This is a genomic window from Amycolatopsis sp. (assembly GCF_035276945.1).
Classification (GTDB): domain Bacteria; phylum Actinomycetota; class Actinomycetes; order Mycobacteriales; family Pseudonocardiaceae; genus Amycolatopsis_E.
The window spans coordinates 1-15,414 of record NZ_DATELF010000123.1; the positions used below are offsets into that span (position 1 = coordinate 1).

At 69.9% G+C, this 15,414-nt stretch carries 19 protein-coding genes; 15 read left to right on the forward strand and 4 right to left on the reverse strand.

What is annotated here, in order from left to right; all coding sequences use genetic code 11:
• The first annotated feature begins 317 nt into the window (after positions 1–317).
• The 13 genes from VJT49_RS22165 (at position 318) to VJT49_RS22225 (ending at position 11,223) form a co-directional block, all read left to right on the forward strand.
• Positions 318–2,024 (forward strand): nitrite/sulfite reductase, encoded by a 1,707-nt coding sequence (locus VJT49_RS22165; RefSeq protein ID WP_324166812.1) that lies wholly within the window; start codon positions 318–320, stop codon positions 2,022–2,024.
• The gene (locus VJT49_RS22170; protein ID WP_324166813.1) at positions 2,021–2,170 is read left to right on the forward strand and encodes an Insertion element protein; all 150 of its coding nucleotides are present in this window, start codon (positions 2,021–2,023) and stop codon (positions 2,168–2,170) included. The genes VJT49_RS22165 and VJT49_RS22170 overlap by 4 nt, the downstream gene beginning before the upstream one ends.
• Entirely contained in the window at positions 2,167–2,862 is a 696-nt protein-coding gene (locus VJT49_RS22175; RefSeq protein WP_324166814.1) for a phosphoadenylyl-sulfate reductase, read from the forward strand. Before VJT49_RS22170 ends, VJT49_RS22175 begins: the two co-directional genes overlap by 4 nt.
• Positions 2,863–2,870: 8 nt before the next feature.
• Positions 2,871–3,794: a sulfate adenylyltransferase subunit CysD gene (gene cysD / locus VJT49_RS22180; RefSeq protein WP_324166815.1), complete on the forward strand. Its 924-nt coding sequence runs from the start codon at positions 2,871–2,873 to the stop codon at positions 3,792–3,794.
• On the forward strand, positions 3,794–5,095 hold the full coding sequence (locus VJT49_RS22185) for a sulfate adenylyltransferase subunit 1 (protein ID WP_324166816.1): 1,302 nt from the start codon (positions 3,794–3,796) through the stop codon (positions 5,093–5,095). Before cysD ends, VJT49_RS22185 begins: the two co-directional genes overlap by 1 nt.
• Before the next feature lie 53 nt (positions 5,096–5,148).
• Positions 5,149–6,192 carry an ABC transporter substrate-binding protein gene (locus VJT49_RS22190; protein ID WP_324166844.1) on the forward strand — a complete coding sequence of 348 codons (1,044 nt, stop codon included), beginning with the start codon at positions 5,149–5,151 and terminating at the stop codon, positions 6,190–6,192.
• 20 nt (positions 6,193–6,212) lie between these two features.
• On the forward strand, positions 6,213–7,010 hold the full coding sequence (locus VJT49_RS22195) for an ABC transporter ATP-binding protein (protein ID WP_324166817.1): 798 nt from the start codon (positions 6,213–6,215) through the stop codon (positions 7,008–7,010).
• Positions 6,997–7,881: an ABC transporter permease gene (locus VJT49_RS22200; protein ID WP_324166818.1), complete on the forward strand. Its 885-nt coding sequence runs from the start codon at positions 6,997–6,999 to the stop codon at positions 7,879–7,881. Before VJT49_RS22195 ends, VJT49_RS22200 begins: the two co-directional genes overlap by 14 nt.
• Before the next feature lie 73 nt (positions 7,882–7,954).
• On the forward strand, positions 7,955–8,695 hold the full coding sequence (locus VJT49_RS22205) for a sirohydrochlorin chelatase (protein ID WP_324166819.1): 741 nt from the start codon (positions 7,955–7,957) through the stop codon (positions 8,693–8,695).
• On the forward strand, positions 8,692–9,573 hold the full coding sequence (locus VJT49_RS22210; protein ID WP_324166820.1) for a TIGR03854 family LLM class F420-dependent oxidoreductase: 882 nt from the start codon (positions 8,692–8,694) through the stop codon (positions 9,571–9,573). Before VJT49_RS22205 ends, VJT49_RS22210 begins: the two co-directional genes overlap by 4 nt.
• Positions 9,574–9,717: 144 nt before the next feature.
• Entirely contained in the window at positions 9,718–9,924 is a 207-nt protein-coding gene (locus tag VJT49_RS22215; RefSeq protein ID WP_324166821.1) for a hypothetical protein, read from the forward strand.
• A 274-nt stretch (positions 9,925–10,198) separates the two neighbouring features.
• Complete coding sequence (locus tag VJT49_RS22220; RefSeq protein WP_324166822.1) at positions 10,199–10,378, forward strand: hypothetical protein; 180 nt, start codon at positions 10,199–10,201, stop codon at positions 10,376–10,378.
• 71 nt (positions 10,379–10,449) lie between these two features.
• The gene (locus tag VJT49_RS22225; protein ID WP_324166823.1) at positions 10,450–11,223 is read left to right on the forward strand and encodes an enoyl-CoA hydratase family protein; all 774 of its coding nucleotides are present in this window, start codon (positions 10,450–10,452) and stop codon (positions 11,221–11,223) included.
• A gap of 3 nt (positions 11,224–11,226) precedes the next feature.
• Here the strand turns inward: VJT49_RS22225 and VJT49_RS22230 are convergent, their stop codons facing one another.
• The 3 genes from VJT49_RS22230 to VJT49_RS22240 are packed head-to-tail and all read right to left on the reverse strand — an operon-like array spanning position 11,227 to position 12,231.
• Positions 11,227–11,589, reverse strand: coding sequence for a barstar family protein (locus VJT49_RS22230; protein ID WP_324166824.1), 363 nt, complete (start codon positions 11,587–11,589; stop codon positions 11,227–11,229).
• A 7-nt stretch (positions 11,590–11,596) separates the two neighbouring features.
• On the reverse strand, positions 11,597–11,992 hold the full coding sequence (locus tag VJT49_RS22235; RefSeq protein ID WP_324166825.1) for a ribonuclease domain-containing protein: 396 nt from the start codon (positions 11,990–11,992) through the stop codon (positions 11,597–11,599).
• The gene (locus tag VJT49_RS22240) at positions 11,989–12,231 is read right to left on the reverse strand and encodes a hypothetical protein (RefSeq protein WP_324166826.1); all 243 of its coding nucleotides are present in this window, start codon (positions 12,229–12,231) and stop codon (positions 11,989–11,991) included. Before VJT49_RS22240 ends, VJT49_RS22235 begins: the two co-directional genes overlap by 4 nt.
• 43 nt (positions 12,232–12,274) lie before the next feature.
• Here VJT49_RS22240 and VJT49_RS22245 point away from each other — a divergent pair, with 43 nt between their 5' ends.
• Both VJT49_RS22245 and VJT49_RS22250 read left to right on the forward strand, forming a co-directional pair.
• Entirely contained in the window at positions 12,275–13,240 is a 966-nt protein-coding gene (locus tag VJT49_RS22245) for a zinc-binding dehydrogenase (RefSeq protein WP_324166827.1), read from the forward strand.
• A gap of 113 nt (positions 13,241–13,353) precedes the next feature.
• Positions 13,354–14,349: an alpha/beta hydrolase gene (locus VJT49_RS22250; protein ID WP_324166828.1), complete on the forward strand. Its 996-nt coding sequence runs from the start codon at positions 13,354–13,356 to the stop codon at positions 14,347–14,349.
• Between the two features lies 1 nt (position 14,350).
• Here the strand turns inward: VJT49_RS22250 and VJT49_RS22255 are convergent, their stop codons facing one another.
• The gene (locus tag VJT49_RS22255) at positions 14,351–15,403 is read right to left on the reverse strand and encodes a nitronate monooxygenase (protein WP_324166829.1); all 1,053 of its coding nucleotides are present in this window, start codon (positions 15,401–15,403) and stop codon (positions 14,351–14,353) included.
• Between the last annotated feature and the right edge of the window lie 11 nt (positions 15,404–15,414).

The window sequence follows — 15,414 nt, forward strand, 5'->3', positions numbered from 1 at the left end:
TATCGAAAAGGTAGGGTATTGCGGGCGGGTCGTGCGTGCGCCCAACGGGTGAGACGGGGATCACGTCGCGCTGGCCGTCTGCCGTGCGCCATGGCACGATCGGTGTATGGCGTTTCCCTTGCGGCTCATCAGCCGTCGTCACGTCGACTTGTGTCGCGTGCGTAGCGCCATTTGTCCGGCCGTGTGACCGCCGCCCGTTGATTTGATCCGGGCGCGCCCACCGCGCCGCTTCCTGACATCGACGTCACCTCGGCTCATCCGCTAGCCGTGGCCACTGGCGCGTAATGGCGTGTCCCCGCTCCAGAAGGACGCCAACCATGACGGTTACCGCCGAACCCCCGAGTACCCGGCCCACCCCGCCCGCCCGTCCGGCCCGGCGCGCCCGCGGCGAAGGCCAGTGGGCTCTCGGGCACCGCGAGCCGCTCAACCCCAACGAGCGCACCAAGAAGGACGACAACCCGCTCAACGTGCGCGCCCGCATCGAGGGCATCTACGCGCACGGCGGGTTCGCCTCGATCGACCCGGCCGACCTTCGCGGCCGGTTCCGCTGGTACGGCCTGTACACCCAGCGCAAACCGGGCATCGACGGCGGCCGCACCGCCACGCTGGAGCCGGAGGAGCTCGACGACGAGTTCTTCATGCTCCGCGTGCGGATCGACGGCGGCGCGCTGACCACCGAGCAGCTGGCCGTGATCGGCGAGATCTCGCAGACCTACGCCCGCGACACCGCGGACATCACCGACCGGCAGAACGTCCAGTACCACTGGATCCGCATCGAGGACATGCCGACCATCTGGCAGAAACTCGAAAGCGCCGGTCTCACCACGATGACCGCCTGCGGCGACAGCCCGCGCGTGATCCTCGGTTCGCCGCTGGCCGGCATCGCCGAGGACGAGATCATCGACGGCACCCCGGCGATCGACGAGATCAAGCGCCGCTACCTCGGCAAGCCCGAGTACGCCAACCTGCCGCGCAAGTTCAAGAGCGCGGTGTCCGGCCTGCCGGACGTGGCGCACGAGATCCACGACATCGCGTTCGTCGGCGTGCGCCACCCCGAGCACGGTCCCGGCTTCGACCTGTGGGTGGGCGGCGGCCTGTCCACCAACCCGATGATCGGCCAGCGCCTGGGCGCCTGGGTGCCGCTGGACGAGGTGCCCGAGGTGTGGGCCGGTGTGATCAGCGTCTTCCGTGACTACGGCTACCGGCGGCTGCGCTCGCGCGCCCGGATCAAGTTTCTGGTCAAGGACTGGGGCCCGGAAAAATTCCGCCAGGTTCTCGAATCGGAGTACCTGCGCCGGAAGCTGATCGACGGCCCCGCGCCCGAGGTGCCGGAGCAGCAGCACGACCACATCGGCGTGCACCGGCAGAAGGACGGCAAGTTCTACGTCGGCGCCGCTCCGGTCGCGGGCCGGGTCTCCGGGTCGACGCTGATCGCGGTGGCCAAGGCGGCCGAACGGGCCGGCTCGGCACGGGTGCGGCTCACCCCGCTGCAGAAGCTCGTGGTGCTCGACGTGCCGGAACCGGAACTGGCTGGGCTGCGGGCGGAACTGGCCGAGATCGGCCTGCCGACCGAGCCGAGCCCGTGGCGGCGTGGCGTGATGGCGTGCACCGGCATCGAGTTCTGCAAGCTGGCGATCGTGGAGACCAAGGCGCGCGCCCGGGAGCTGGTGACCGCCCTCGAGCAGCGGCTCGCCGACGTTCAGTCCGCAGTGGACAATCCGGTGACGGTGCACCTGAACGGCTGCCCCAACTCCTGCGCCCGCATCCAGACCGCGGACATCGGGCTCAAGGGCCAGATCGTCACCGACGCCGACGGCAACCAGGTCGAGGGCTTCCAGGTGCACCTCGGCGGCGGCCTCGGCCTCGACGCCGGGTTCGGGCGCAAGCTGCGTGGCCACAAGGTGACCGGACCGGAACTGATCGACTACGTCGAGCGCGTGGTGCGTAACTATCTTACCCAGCGCGAAGAAGGTGAGCGTTTCCCGCAGTGGGTGGCGCGCGCCGAGGAGAACGATCTCCGATGACTGAACGCGCCACGCCGTTCTACTGCCCGTACTGCGGTGACGAAGACCTGCGGCCGGAAGAGAACGGGGCCTGGCTGTGTTCTGGCTGTAGGCGTGTCTTCACGGTGAAGTTCGTCGGGCTGAAGCTGCCAGAGGGAGCGAAATGACGGGCAAGGAAGAACTGAAAGCGTTGGCGGACAAGGCATCTGAGGAGCTTGCCGGCGCGAGCGCGCTGGAGGCCCTGCGCTGGACCGTGGGAACTTTCGGCGACGACTTCATCGTTGCCTCCAACATGCAGGACGCGGTGCTGATCGACCTGGCCACCCAGATCAAGTCCGATGTGGACGTTTTGTTCCTGGAGACCGGTTACCACTTCGCGGAGACCATCGGCACCCGTGACGCGGTCGCCACGGTCTACCCCCAGGTGAGGATCGTCAACGCGCTCCCCGAGCAGAGCGTCGCCGAGCAGGACGCCGGATACGGCCCGAAGCTGCACGACCGGGACCCCAACCTGTGCTGCCACCTGCGCAAGGTGATCCCGCTGCGCAGGACGCTGTCGAACTACTCGGCCTGGGTGACCGGTGTGCGCCGGGTTGACGCGCCGACCCGGGCGGACACCCCGATCATCGGCTGGGACGACCGCAACGGCCTCGTGAAGATCAACCCGATCGCGCCGTGGACGGACGAAGAGTTCCGGACCTATGTCGACGAACACGGAATCCTGGAGAACCCGCTGGTTTCCGCGGGATACCTCTCCATCGGGTGCGCGCCCTGCACCGCCAAGGTCGCCGCGGGCGCCGACCCGCGCAGCGGCCGCTGGGCGGGCAAGGGCAAGACCGAGTGCGGCCTGCACGGCTAGGAGGAAACGTGACCACACTGGAAGCACCGGGAACCGATGCCGCGACAGACAACCTGGCCGCGCTGGAGTCCGAAGCCGTCCACATCTTCCGTGAGGTGGCGGGCGAGTTCGACCGGCCGGTGATCCTGTTCTCCGGCGGCAAGGACTCGACCCTGCTGCTGCACCTGGCGATCAAGGCGTTCTGGCCGGCGCCCGTGCCGTTCCCGCTGCTGCACGTGGACACCGGGCACAACTTCGACGAGGTGATCGCCTTCCGCGACCACGTCGTGGACAACTACGGGCTGCGGCTGATCGTGGCGAAGGTGCAGGACTGGATCGACGACGGCAGGCTCACCGAGCGCCCGGACGGGACCCGCAACCCCCTGCAGACCCAGCCACTGCTGGACACCATCGCCGAGCACCGGTTCGACGCGGTGTTCGGCGGCGGGCGCCGCGACGAGGAGCGGGCGCGCGCGAAGGAAAGAATTTTCAGTCTACGCGACGCGTTCGGTCAATGGGACCCACGCCGCCAGCGTCCCGAATTGTGGAACCTGTACAACGGACGGCACCGTCCAGGGGAACATGTGCGCGTGTTCCCGCTGTCCAACTGGACCGAAGCCGATGTGTGGAACTACATCGCGCGCGAAAAGGTCGAGCTGCCCTCGATCTACTTCGCGCACCGCCGCGAGGTCTACCGCCGCGACGGGATGTGGCTCACCGAAGGTCCGTGGGGCGGCCCGCGCGAGGGCGAAGAGGCCAAGGAGTTGAGCGTGCGCTACCGCACGGTCGGCGACGGTTCCTGCACCGGCGCGGTCGAGTCCACCGCTGTCACGGTCGAGGAGGTCATCGCCGAGGTGATGGCGAGCAGGCTCACCGAGCGAGGCGCGACCCGCGCCGACGACCGGCTGTCCGAGGCCGCCATGGAGGACCGGAAGCGGGAGGGCTACTTCTGATGAGTTCGTTGCTGAGACTGGCGACCGCGGGCAGCGTGGACGACGGTAAGTCCACTTTGGTCGGACGGCTGCTCTACGACACCAAGTCGGTGCTGGCCGACCAGCTCGACGCGGTGACCCGTGCCAGCGTCGACCGCGGACTGTCCACTCCCGACCTTTCGCTGCTGGTGGACGGCCTGCGCTCGGAGCGTGAGCAGGGCATCACCATCGACGTGGCGTACCGCTACTTCGCCACGCCCAAACGGTCCTTCGTGCTCGCCGACACCCCCGGCCACGTCCAGTACACCCGCAACACGGTCACCGGCGCGTCCACCGCGCAGCTGGCGATCCTGCTGGTCGACGCGCGCAAGGGCGTGGTCGAGCAGACCCGGCGGCACGCGGCCGTGCTCGCGCTGCTGGGCGTGCCCCGGCTCGTGCTCGCGGTGAACAAGATCGACCTCGTCGACTTCGACGAGGAGACCTTCCGCGTGATCGCCAAGGAGTTCACCGCACACGCCACCTCGCTGGGCTATCCCGAGGGTGCGGTGCTGGCCATCCCGGTTTCCGCGCTGGCGGGCGACAACGTGGTGGACCCCTCCGGGCGCACTCCCTGGTACGGCGGCCCGACGCTGCTGGCGCACCTGGAGTCCGTGCCCGCCGCGCCGGATCCGCACGACGCGCCCTTCCGCTTCCCGGTGCAGTACGTGATCCGCCCCCGCACTGCCGAGTACCCCGACTACCGCGGTTATGCGGGACAGGTCGCGGCCGGCACTGTGCGCCGTGGCGACGAGGTGGTCGTGCTGCCCGCCGGCCTGCGCAGCACGGTCGCACGCATCGACACCGCCGACGGCGAACTGGAGGAGGCCGCCGCGGGGCGTTCGGTGACCCTGCTGCTGACCGACGACCTGGACATCGGCCGGGGCGACCTGATCGCCGCGTCCGCCGAGGCGCCGGTGCCCACCGACGAGCTGGACGCCACCGTGGCCTGGCTGTCGGAGAAACCGCTGCGCCCCGGCGCACGGGTGCTCGTCAAGCACGGCGCCCGCACCGTGCAGGCGTTCGTCGAGGAACTGACCTCCCGCTTCGACGAGCAGAAACTGTCCAGTGTGGACACACCGGAGGCCCTCGCGCTCAACGAGATCGGCCGCGTGCGGATCCGCACCGCCGAGCCCCTCCCCGTGGACGACTACGCGGTCAACCGCCGCACCGGAGCGTTTCTGGTGATCGACAACGCCGACGGCACCACGCTGGCCGCCGGACTCGTCGGCGCCCCGCTTTCGATGCTGCGCTCAGATCGAGATGTCGTCTCCCCCGGCCCGTAGAACCCACCCACCCCAGGAAAGGCCCACCCGTGAACATCGTTCGACGCAGAACCCTGGCTGTGACAGCCACCGTCCTGTCGCTTGTCGCCACCGTGGCGGGATGCTCACGGGCGAGCAGCGGTGGTGACACAGCGAGCGTCGCCGGGACCGGCACCCCGGCGACCGAGGTGCGGCTGGGCTACTTCCCCAACGTCACGCACGCCTCGGCCCTGATCGGGCTGGAGGAGGGCTACTTCACGAAGGAGCTGGGCAGCACCAAGCTCACCCCCACCAAGTTCAACGCGGGGCCGGACGAGGTTGCCGCGCTGCTGGGCGGGTCGCTCGACATCGGCTTCATCGGCTCCGGCCCGGCGATCAACGCCTTCGCCAAGTCCGACGGCCAGCAGGTCCGGCTCATCTCCGGCGCCACCTCGGGCGGCGCCCAGCTGGTGGTCAAGCCGGAGATCAACACCCCGCAGGACCTCCAGGGCAAGACGGTCGCCGACCCGCAGGCAGGCAACACCCAGGACGTCTCGCTCAAGAAGTGGATCAGCGGCCAGAAGCTGACCGGCGTCAACGTGCAGAACTCGGACAACGCGACCACGCTCGACCTGTTCCGCAAGGGCCAGGTCGTCGGCGGTTGGCTGCCCGAGCCCTGGTCGTCGCGGCTGGTGGTCGACGCGGGCGCGAAGGTCCTCGTCGACGAGAAGAACCTGTGGCCGGACGGCAAGTTCCCGACCACGGTGCTCGTCGTGCGCACCCAGTTCCTCAACGAGCACCCGCAGACCGTGCAGGCGATCCTGCGCGCCGTCCAGCAGGCCAACGGCCTGGCCACCACGAACGCGACCGAGGCGAAGGCCGCGGTCAACCGGCAGCTCAAGGCTCTGACCGGGTCGAGCCTTTCGCAGCCGGTGATCGACCGGGCATTTGCGAACATCGAGCTGACCGTCGACCCGCTCGCCTCGCGGTTCCCGCAACTGGCCCAGGACCAGGTGACCGCCGGGGTCGCCAAGTCCGCGCCCTCGCTGAACGGATTCTTCGACCTCGCCGCGCTCAACGCCGTGCTGTCCCAGGCGGGCAAGCCCGCCGTTTCCGCCGACGGCCTGGACAAGAAATAAGAACCTGAGGGAGAGGCCACATGACCGCGATACTGGAGAATTCCGAGGTGAAGCCGTCGACCGGGCACGCCGTGCGGCTGGCAGGGGTGCACAAGAGCTTCGGCCATGGCGAGCGGGCCGTGACGGCGCTCGGCGGCGTCGACCTCGACGTCGCGCCCGGCGAGTTCGTCTGCCTGCTGGGCGCGTCCGGCTGTGGCAAGACCACCCTGCTGAACCTGATCGCGGGCCTCGATGCGCCGTCGGCGGGCGAGATCGAGCTGAACAGCGGCCGCCCGGCGGTGATGTTCCAGGAGGCCGCGCTGATGCCGTGGCTGACCGCGGCCGCCAACGTCGAGTTGCCGCTGAAGCTCAACGGTGTGGGACGGGCGGCGCGCAAGGCCCGCACCGGCGAGCTGCTCGACCTCGTCCGGCTCGGCGGCGCGGGCGGGAAGCGGCCGCACGAGCTCTCCGGTGGGATGCGCCAGCGCGTCGCGCTCGCCCGCGCGCTGGCCTCCGCACTGCACACTTCGAACGGTTCCCGGTCGTCGCTGCTGCTGATGGACGAGCCTTTCTCGGCACTCGACGCGATCACCCGGGACGTCCTGCAGGGCGAGCTGTTGCGGGTGTGGCGGGCCACCAACGCCGCGGTCGTGTTCGTGACCCACGACGTGCGGGAGGCGGTGCGACTCGGCCAACGCGTCGTGCTGCTGTCCTCGCGGCCGGGCCGCGTCGTGCAGGAATGGTCCGTCGACGGGCTTTACAGTGCCGAAGAGCTGGACGTGGTGGACATGATCAACAGGCGGCTGCGCGAGGTGATCTCGAGCCATGCCGCAGCTTGACCCCGAGCTTGTCGACGCGGATGCGGTCGGTGCCGGCCTCGACGCGCTCGACACGCCGCCGGACACCGCTCAACGGCCGAGCCTGGCCCGGCGGATCGCGTGGGCGGTCCTGCCGCCGGTGGCGTTCCTGGTGCTGGTGGTCACGGTCTGGCAGGCGTTGTGGGCGGCGGCGATCTGGCCCGAGTACCAGTTGCCCGCGCCGCTGAAGGTCTGGGACGAACTGTCGGAGCAGTTCGCTACCGGCGCGGCGCTGAGCATCATCTGGACTTCGGTGTCCCGCGCCGTGTTCGGGTTCCTCATCGCGATCGTGGTCGCGACGCCGCTGGGCCTGCTGGTGGCGAAGGTGCGCGTGGTGCGGTCCGCGATCGGGCCGTTCCTGTCCGGGCTGCAAAGCCTGCCGTCGGTGGCCTGGGTCCCCGCCGCGGTGCTGTGGTTCGGTGTCAAGCCGACCGCACTGTACACCGTGCTGCTGCTGGGCAGCGTGCCGTCGATCGCGAACGGCCTGGTCGCCGGGATCGACCAGATCCCACCGATCCTGCCGCGCGTCGGCAAGGTGCTGGGCGCGGGGCGGCTCGCCGCGTCGTGGCACATCCTGCTGCCCGCGGCACTGCCCGGGTACCTGGCCGGGCTGAAGCAGGGCTGGGCGTTCTCGTGGCGGTCACTGATGGCCGCGGAGATCATCGCGGTGTCGCCGTTGCTGGGCAAGGGACTCGGTGCCTACCTCGACGACGGGCGGGCACTGGCGGACATGCCGACGGTGATCGCCGCGATCGTGCTGATCCTGCTGGTGGGCGTGGGCATCGAACTGCTGGTGTTCCGGCCGATCGAACGCGCGGTCCTGCGAACCCGCGGCCTGAGCGGGGGAACGTGACATCCCCCGGGTCGACCCGCGACCGCCACGCCGAAGACCGAGCGCGCGGCGCGCAAGATCACGGGAAAACGACGTGATCCCGCTCGTCACCGTCGCGCACGGGAGCCGGGACCCCCGGTCCGCCGCCACGATCCGCGCGCTGGCGCGCCGGATCCCGGGCGCCCGGGTGTCCTTTCTGGACCTCTCGACCCCGCTGACCGGGGATGTCCTGCGATCCCTGCACGACGACGGGCACCGCGCAGCCGTGGTGGTGCCGCTGCTCCTCGGCAGTGCTTACCACGCCCGCGTCGACCTGCCCGCGCTGACGGACCGGGCACCCCTTCGAGTGTCCATTTCGGACGTCCTCGGCGGCGATCCGGTACTCGAGGAGGTCGCGCTCGACCGGCTCGCCGAGACGGGCGCGGACCTTTCGGATCCGGCGCTCGGCGTGGTCGTCGCCGCGGTCGGGTCCTCGCACGCGCCGGCGAACGCGGCGGTCACCAGGACGGCCCGGCGATGGCAGGCACGGCACGGTTTCCTGGCCACCCCGGCCTTCGTCGGCGGAACCCTCGCGGCACAAGACGTTCCCACGGCCGTGGCGCGGCTGCGAGCCCGGGGCGCCCGGCGAATCGCCGTCGCTTCGTGGTTCCTGGCCCCCGGACTGCTTCCCGACCGGGTCGCCGCCCTCGCGCCGGACGCACGGGTGGCCACACCCCTGGCCCCCGATCCCCGGATCGCCGGCCTCGTCCTCCGCCGTTACGGCGAAGCCCTGATGGCCGCCCGTTGCCCGATTCCTGCACCGGCCGGGTTGCCCGGCGTAGCCTTGACCGGGTGAAGATCCGGATCGGCGTGGGAATCGGCGCGGGTGACACACCTTCCGAATTCCCGGATATCGTGGACCGGCTGGAAGCGGCCGGAATCGATTCGCTCTGGCTGTCCGAACACGTCTACGCCGACACCGTCGAGCCGTTCGTCGGCATGGCGCACGCGCTGTCCCGCACGGAACGGTTGAAGGTCGGCACGTCGGTCGCGGTGCTGCCGGGCCGGCATCCGGTCCTGGTGGCCAAGCAACTCGCCTCGCTCGCGGCGCTGGCGCCCAAACGGGTGCTGCCCGTGTTCGGCCTGCGCCCCGCGCGCCGCGCCGAGCGAGACCTGTTCGAGGTACCGGACGGGCGCCGCGCCGACGTCTTCGACGAGTCGCTTCGTCTCCTGCGCGCCCTGCTGACCCAGGAAACCGTGGACTTCGCCGGCGAGTTCTTCAAGCTCGACGCGGCGAGCATCCGCCCGCTCCCCCCCGTCCCGCTGGACATCTGGCTCGGCGGCAGCGCACCGGCCGCCCTCCGCCGCGTCGGCAGGCTCGCCGACGGCTGGCTCGGCAGCTTCCTGCCGGCCGAAGACGCCCGTGACGCCCGCGAGACGATCGAGGCCGCCGCGGCCGAGGCGGGCCGTGAGATCGAGCCGGACCACTACGGCATCAGCCTGCTCCTCGCCGACGGTGGTATCACCCCGGAACTGGCCGAAGTCGCCCGCCGGCGCCGCCCCGGCATCGTCCCGGCCAAGCTCGTCGCGGGCAGTTGGCCCGATCTGCACCGCCTGCTCGACGGCTACCTCGCCGCGGGCCTGACCAAGTTCGTCGTCCACCACCGCGGCCGGCCACCCTTCGACGAGTTCCTGGACCGCTTCGCCGCCGAACTCCTCCCTCGCCAGAACTGAGCCTGGCGGGCCTCTCACCTCGTATTCTGGCAACAACGAACGCGGAGAGTAGCGGTTCTCCCTGGCGGGTCCGCGAGACTCACGGCGACGTGAGAGACAGTGACTGCACTTGCACAACCCCACGTAGATGGCGAGCCCCACCTGTTGACGGTCGCGGAGTACGCGGCACTTCGTGAAACGGAGCCTGGTTATGCCGATTCCCCGATCACGGCCGTGCCGCACCTGGCCGGGCGGACGATCTCGCTGAGCACGATCTCCCCCTGGTCGTCGGCTCCGGTGCTGCTCGCGCGCCCGGCCGGGGCCGGCACCCGCGTTTCGGTTACCCAGAGCACCAAGAAGGCCGCCTGTTGATGTCGCCAAGCCCCAGGCCAATTCACAATATCGTTTCCGGTGAATTGCTGGTCCAGCTTCGGACACAGGTCCCGGACTTGTTCGAGGTCATTCAGGACATCGACGTCGACCTGGAGCCGGCGCCACCGGGCGGCCCGGGATTCTCCCGGCGCCCGGCCCTTGTCGGTGTCGACCGCAAGGAGGTCCGGCGTGTCGAAGAGGGCGGCGAGATGCCGCGCGCGGCCGAGGTGCTGATCGTGATCGAGATCGTGTCCCCTCGCGACGGAGGGACAACGTGGTCAAGCACGGCGAATACGCCGACGCCGGAATCCCGTGCTCCTGGATCGTCGACCTCGACGAACCACTGTCGCCGGCCGCCTGTCACCTGGCGGGCGAGTTCGGTTACCAGGACGCGCCCGCGGTCACCCGCGAGCCGTTCCCCGTCGAGCTGCGCCCGGACCGGCCTCGCGACTGATGGGCTCGTCGCGGTCAACTCGACTCAGGTCACACATTTCCGGCGCCGACGGTCGTGGCAGGGTAGTGGTCATGACCGACGAACTGGTGCACTACTCACTGGCGAGGGGAACCGCGACGATCACGCTGGACTCGCCGCACAACCGCAACGCGCTGTCCGGCCAGCTCCGGCGCGAGCTGCGCGCCTGCCTGGCGGAGGCGCGCGACGACGAGCAGGTGCGCGTGATCGTCCTGACGCACACCGGTTCGGTCTTCTGCGCCGGGATGGACCTCAAGGAGGCCTGCGGCGCGGGCGCGGTGGATCAGGGGGTCAACGAGTTCCCCGAAATCCTGGACCAGATCTGGACCAGCCCGAAGCCCGTGGTGGTGCGGCTCGCCGGAACGGCCAGGGCCGGCGGGGTCGGCATGGTCGCGGCCGCCGACATCGTCGTCGCCGCCAGGCAGGTCACCTTCGCCTTCTCCGAGGTCCGGATCGGCGTGGTCCCGGCCGTCATCTCACTGACCGTGCTGCCCCGCATCGCGCCGCGCGCCGCGCAGGAATTGTTCCTCACCGGCGAGGTGTTCGACGCCGAACGCGCCGCCGGAATCGGTCTGATCACCGCCGCCGTGGACGCGGAGAAACTGGACGACGAAGTCGACCGGTACGTCCGCGCGCTCGCCATGGGCGGCCCGCGCGCGCTCGCGGCCACGAAGGAACTGCTGGCCGGCCCCAAACCGGCCACCCCGTCGGCGGGTTTCGCGGCGATGAACGCGCTGTCGGCGCGGTTCTTCGCCTCCGAGGAAGGTCAGGAAGGCATCACGGCGTTCGCCCAGAAACGCAAGCCGCGCTGGGTGCCCGGGGACTGAAGGTCAGTCGTCCGAGAGGGCCACGGTGAGGCGGCGGCTGTCGGCACGGTCGCCGCCGGGGGCCAGCGCGCGCTCCGCGTCGGAGAGAACGCCGCGGATGGCGAGGTAGGCCTTCGGGTCGGCCTGCTTGAGCAGTTCCGAGCCACCCCAGATCAGCACGTGCTCACCGGAAGGCAACCAGGACAGATCGGTCAGGCAGTCGTACAACGCGTCCAGGTTGCGGCCGAAGTAGGCGGGGAAGGACAGCGCGGTGGCGATCGCCTCCATTGTGGACAGCTTGTCCATCGGGTGACCGGCCACCAGGTGCGCGTACGCGCCGCGGGCATACGCCTGCTCCGCAAGGGTTTTCGAGTTCGTGTGCTCCATTGGCCTTCTACTTCGCGGGGTCAACGACGACAAAGCTCTGGTAGTGGTCACCGGTGTAGTACAGCTCCCGCCCGTCACCAGTGATCAGTCGTCGTGGTCCCCGGTCGGCGCTGCCCGGCGTTGGCACTGTGTATTCATGGTAGTAACCGGAGGGCTTTTGAGGCAGGCGTTTCTCTCTGTTCTCGAACACGGTCCCGTCACTGCCAGGGTACGGAAAGGGCCCCCCGGCCTGGATCAGACGATAGGTTGTGGCTGTTTCGGGCGGCAACGTGGATAATGCCTGGGTCTGCGGCGCTGAAACGCGCGTCTCGATGACGTCCCTGACCAGCCACCCGCCGAGGACGAGCACGATGAGCCCGACCAGGGCGGCGGTGATCCGCCTTCTGCTTGTCGCTTGCTTCACCGGTTCGTCAGGTCCTCGTGCTCGGGGCGGACCTCGCCGGCCGGCCCCCGGGACCGCGCGTCGTCGCGGCCCGGCCGGAACCAGGCGGCCACCCGGTCGACGATCCGGTCGATCAGCCACGCGCCGCCGAGGCACAGCGGCCCGAGCACGGCGACGACCAGCACGAACTGTACGGGGAACCACAGCTGCGCCAGCCACAGCTCCGCGTTGTCCCACCAGTTGGCCAGCCCGTCGAACACGGATCACAGGGTACGCGCACCCGGGAGGCGGTAGTTTGCAGGCATGTTCGCCGTGTATGCCCGAGAACCGAACCAGGACAAGCCGCTCGACTCGCTCGTCGTCGGTGAGCGCCCGGAGCCCGAAGTGCCGGAAGGCTGGGTCCGGGTCGCGGTCAAGGCGGCGAGTCTCAACATGCACGACATCTGGACGCTGCGCGGGGTCGGCATCAAACCCGACCAGTTCCCGATGATCCTCGGCTGTGACGGTGCCGGGGTGCTCGACGACGGCACGGAGGTCGCGCTGCACTCCGTGATCAACGCGCCGGGCTGGCAGGGCGACGAGACCCTGGACCCGAAACGCACGTTGCTCACCGAGAAGCTCCAGGGCACCTTCGCGGACTTCGTGGTCGTCCCGGCCCGCAACGTACTGCCCAAGCCGGCCGGCCTGTCCTTCGCGGAAGCCGCCACCATGGGCACGGCATGGCTGACCGCGTACCGGATGCTGTTCGTGAAGTCGGGGCTGAGACCGGGTGAGACCCTGCTCGTGCAGGGTGCCTCCGGCGGTGTTTCGACCGCGCTGATCCAGCTCGGCCGGGCGGCCGGGTTCCGGGTGTGGGTGACCGGGCGCACCGAGGAGAAGCGCGCGCTGGCCGAGCGGCTGGGCGCGCACCAGACCTTCGAGTCCGGCGCGCGGCTGTCCGAGCGGGTGGACGCGGTGTTCGAGACCGTCGGCAAGGCGACCTGGTCGCATTCGGTGAAGTCGCTCAAGCCGGGCGGGATCATCGTGGTGTCCGGAGCGACCAGTGGTCCGGACCCGAGCGCGGAACTACAGCGCGTGTTCTTCCTTCAGCTTCGCGTGACAGGATCGACCATGGGGACCCGTGACGAGCTGGCGAACCTTTTGTCCTACGTCGACCTGGCGGGCATCAGGCCCCAGATCGGCGCCGAACTGCCTTTCACCGACGCCGCCCAGGGCTTCCGAAACATGCTGGACGGCGAGACCGCCGGAAAAATCGTTTTCACTCGCTAAGCCGCAAAAATGTACTCTGACCAGCGAAGACGTCTTGTTGATATCATGCTGACTCCGGTTTGTGATCAACGGGGAAGGCGGGGAAGGCAAGAGTTCCTCGCTAATCTGGGTATATGACCGCAATGGAGCGGGAGAAGACGGCCAAGCCGGGCTCTCCACACGCCGACCCGGCCGCGGTGCGGGTCGGGTACCAGAGTTTTGCCGGCTACCGGACGAGGGTGCTGGAAGCCGGTCCCCGCGAGCGGGGCTCGACCAGGCTGGTCCTGCTGCACGGCTATTGCGACAGTGCCGACACCTGGCGCCCCGCCTTGGCCGAACTCGCCGCCGCCGGTGTCTCTGTCCTTGCGGTCGACCTGCCCGGGTTCGGGGAAGCCGACCCGCTGCGGCCCGGCGCGATGCTGCCGCAGTTCGACCTGTTCGTCGACGCGGTCCTGACCGAACAGCGCCGTTACGGCAGGATCGTGCTCGCCGGCAACTCGCTCGGTGGCACCATGAGCCTGCGCGCCGCGCAGTCACCCCGGCTCCCGATCGCCGGGGTGGTGTCCATCGCGGCGCCCGGTCTCGTCGACTCATGGCTGGTGCGCACGGTCGGCCGGTATCCGCTACCCCTGCGGCTGGCCGCCTCGCTGCCGCTGCCGGTACCCGGCTTCCTGGTACGCACCATCGCCGAGTACGTGGTCCCGAGGCTGCTCTACGCCGACCACGTGGTCGCCGAGGCCGAGCAGGTGCGGCGGTTCACCAGCCTCTTCCCGGACTACCGCTCGGCGACCACCCGGCTGGAGCAGACGCGCCAGCTGGTCTCGGAGCTCGACGAGGCCTACCAGGGTATCGAGGAGATCCAGGTACCGCTGCTCGTGGTCGTCTGCGGCCGGGACCGCCTGGTGAGCCAGGCCTCCGGCGAGCGGCTGCACGCGCTGGTCCCGCACAGTCGGCTGCTTGTCCGCGCCGAGTGGGGGCACTGCCCGCAGCTGGACGATCCGGCCGGGCTCGCCGAGATGCTCACCTACTTCGCCACCGGGGTCTTCCGGCAGACCTGCCCGCAACCCACCGCGAAGCCCAAGCGCCGTGGCACCAAGCCGGTCTCGATCCCCAACGCGGCGGCCGGGTAGCTCACCCGAGCCACCGCTGGGCCTGCTTCAGCGCGGCGACGGCCTCGCCGTGCAGCCGCGCGAAGATCTCCGCGGCGGGACCCGCCGAAGCCACGGGATAGGTCTGACCCGCCCACAGGTTCAGCCCGTCCGAATCGCCGGCCTTTCCCGCGGCTGCCCTGACCGGCCGCGTGAGATGGTGCACCTGCGGGTAGGCGGCGGGGGCGTGCGCGGAATGCTCGGTGAGAAACCGGTTCACGATGCCGCGTGCCGGCCGCCCGCTGAACGCGCGGGTGAACGCCGTCGGCCGGCCCGCTTCGGCGAGCGCGCGCCGATGCGCGGGCTGAGTGCCCGCCTCGTCGGCCCGCAGGAAGGCGGTGCCCAGCTGAGCCGCCGCGGCCCCGGCGACGAGCACCGCGGCGACATCGGCGCCATGCACCAGACCACCGGTGGCGATCAGCGGAAGGTCCACTTCGGACGAAACCAGCCGCAGCGCGGCGAGCAGACCGTAGACCGGTCCCCCGGCCGGATCGGACGGATCGTCGGCGAACAGCCCGCGGTGGGCACCGGCCTCGAAACCCTGCACGCACAACGCGTCCGCCCCGACCTCGGCGGCCCGCACCGCCTCACCGGGACCGGTCACGGTCACCACGACCTTGCTCCCGGCCTCGTGCAGGCGGCCGACGTCCTCGGGCGAGGGCAGGCCGAAGGTGAACGAGACCAGCGGGATCCGTTGCGCGACAACGAGATCCAGCTTCGCCGGGTACTCGTCGTCGTCCCAGCGCGCCTCGCCGGGCTCGGCCCCGTACCGCCGCCCCTCGGCCACGATCCGCGACACATAACCGGATATGTCCACAGTGGACTCACTGCCGGGCACGAACAGGTTCACCCCGAAGGAGCCGGCCGTCAGCTCACGGGTCCTGGCGATCCGGGCGGCGAGGTCTTCGGCCTTGAGGTAGCCGGCCGCGAGGAACCCCGATCCGCCGGCCTCCACGACCGCGGCGACGAGCTCCGGCGTCGAAGGGCCACCGGCCATCGGCGCGACGAGCAAGGGAAAGCGCAGTCCTTCGAGCATGGCTCCACACT

Bases quoted from the DNA above. Each gene is read 5' to 3' on its own strand.
- VJT49_RS22165 (WP_324166812.1), top strand. From the start codon at position 318: ATGACGGTTACCGCCGAACCCCCGAGTACCCGGCCCACCCCGCCCGCC.
- VJT49_RS22170 (WP_324166813.1), top strand. From the start codon at position 2,021: ATGACTGAACGCGCCACGCCGTTCTACTGCCCGTACTGCGGTGACGAA.
- VJT49_RS22175 (WP_324166814.1), top strand. From the start codon at position 2,167: ATGACGGGCAAGGAAGAACTGAAAGCGTTGGCGGACAAGGCATCTGAG.
- VJT49_RS22185 (WP_324166816.1), top strand. From the start codon at position 3,794: ATGAGTTCGTTGCTGAGACTGGCGACCGCGGGCAGCGTGGACGACGGT.
- VJT49_RS22195 (WP_324166817.1), top strand. From the start codon at position 6,213: ATGACCGCGATACTGGAGAATTCCGAGGTGAAGCCGTCGACCGGGCAC.
- VJT49_RS22200 (WP_324166818.1), top strand. From the start codon at position 6,997: ATGCCGCAGCTTGACCCCGAGCTTGTCGACGCGGATGCGGTCGGTGCC.
- VJT49_RS22225 (WP_324166823.1), top strand. From the start codon at position 10,450: ATGACCGACGAACTGGTGCACTACTCACTGGCGAGGGGAACCGCGACG.
- VJT49_RS22230 (WP_324166824.1), bottom strand. From the start codon at position 11,589: ATGGAGCACACGAACTCGAAAACCCTTGCGGAGCAGGCGTATGCCCGC.
- VJT49_RS22245 (WP_324166827.1), top strand. From the start codon at position 12,275: ATGTTCGCCGTGTATGCCCGAGAACCGAACCAGGACAAGCCGCTCGAC.
- VJT49_RS22250 (WP_324166828.1), top strand. From the start codon at position 13,354: ATGACCGCAATGGAGCGGGAGAAGACGGCCAAGCCGGGCTCTCCACAC.
- VJT49_RS22255 (WP_324166829.1), bottom strand. From the start codon at position 15,403: ATGCTCGAAGGACTGCGCTTTCCCTTGCTCGTCGCGCCGATGGCCGGT.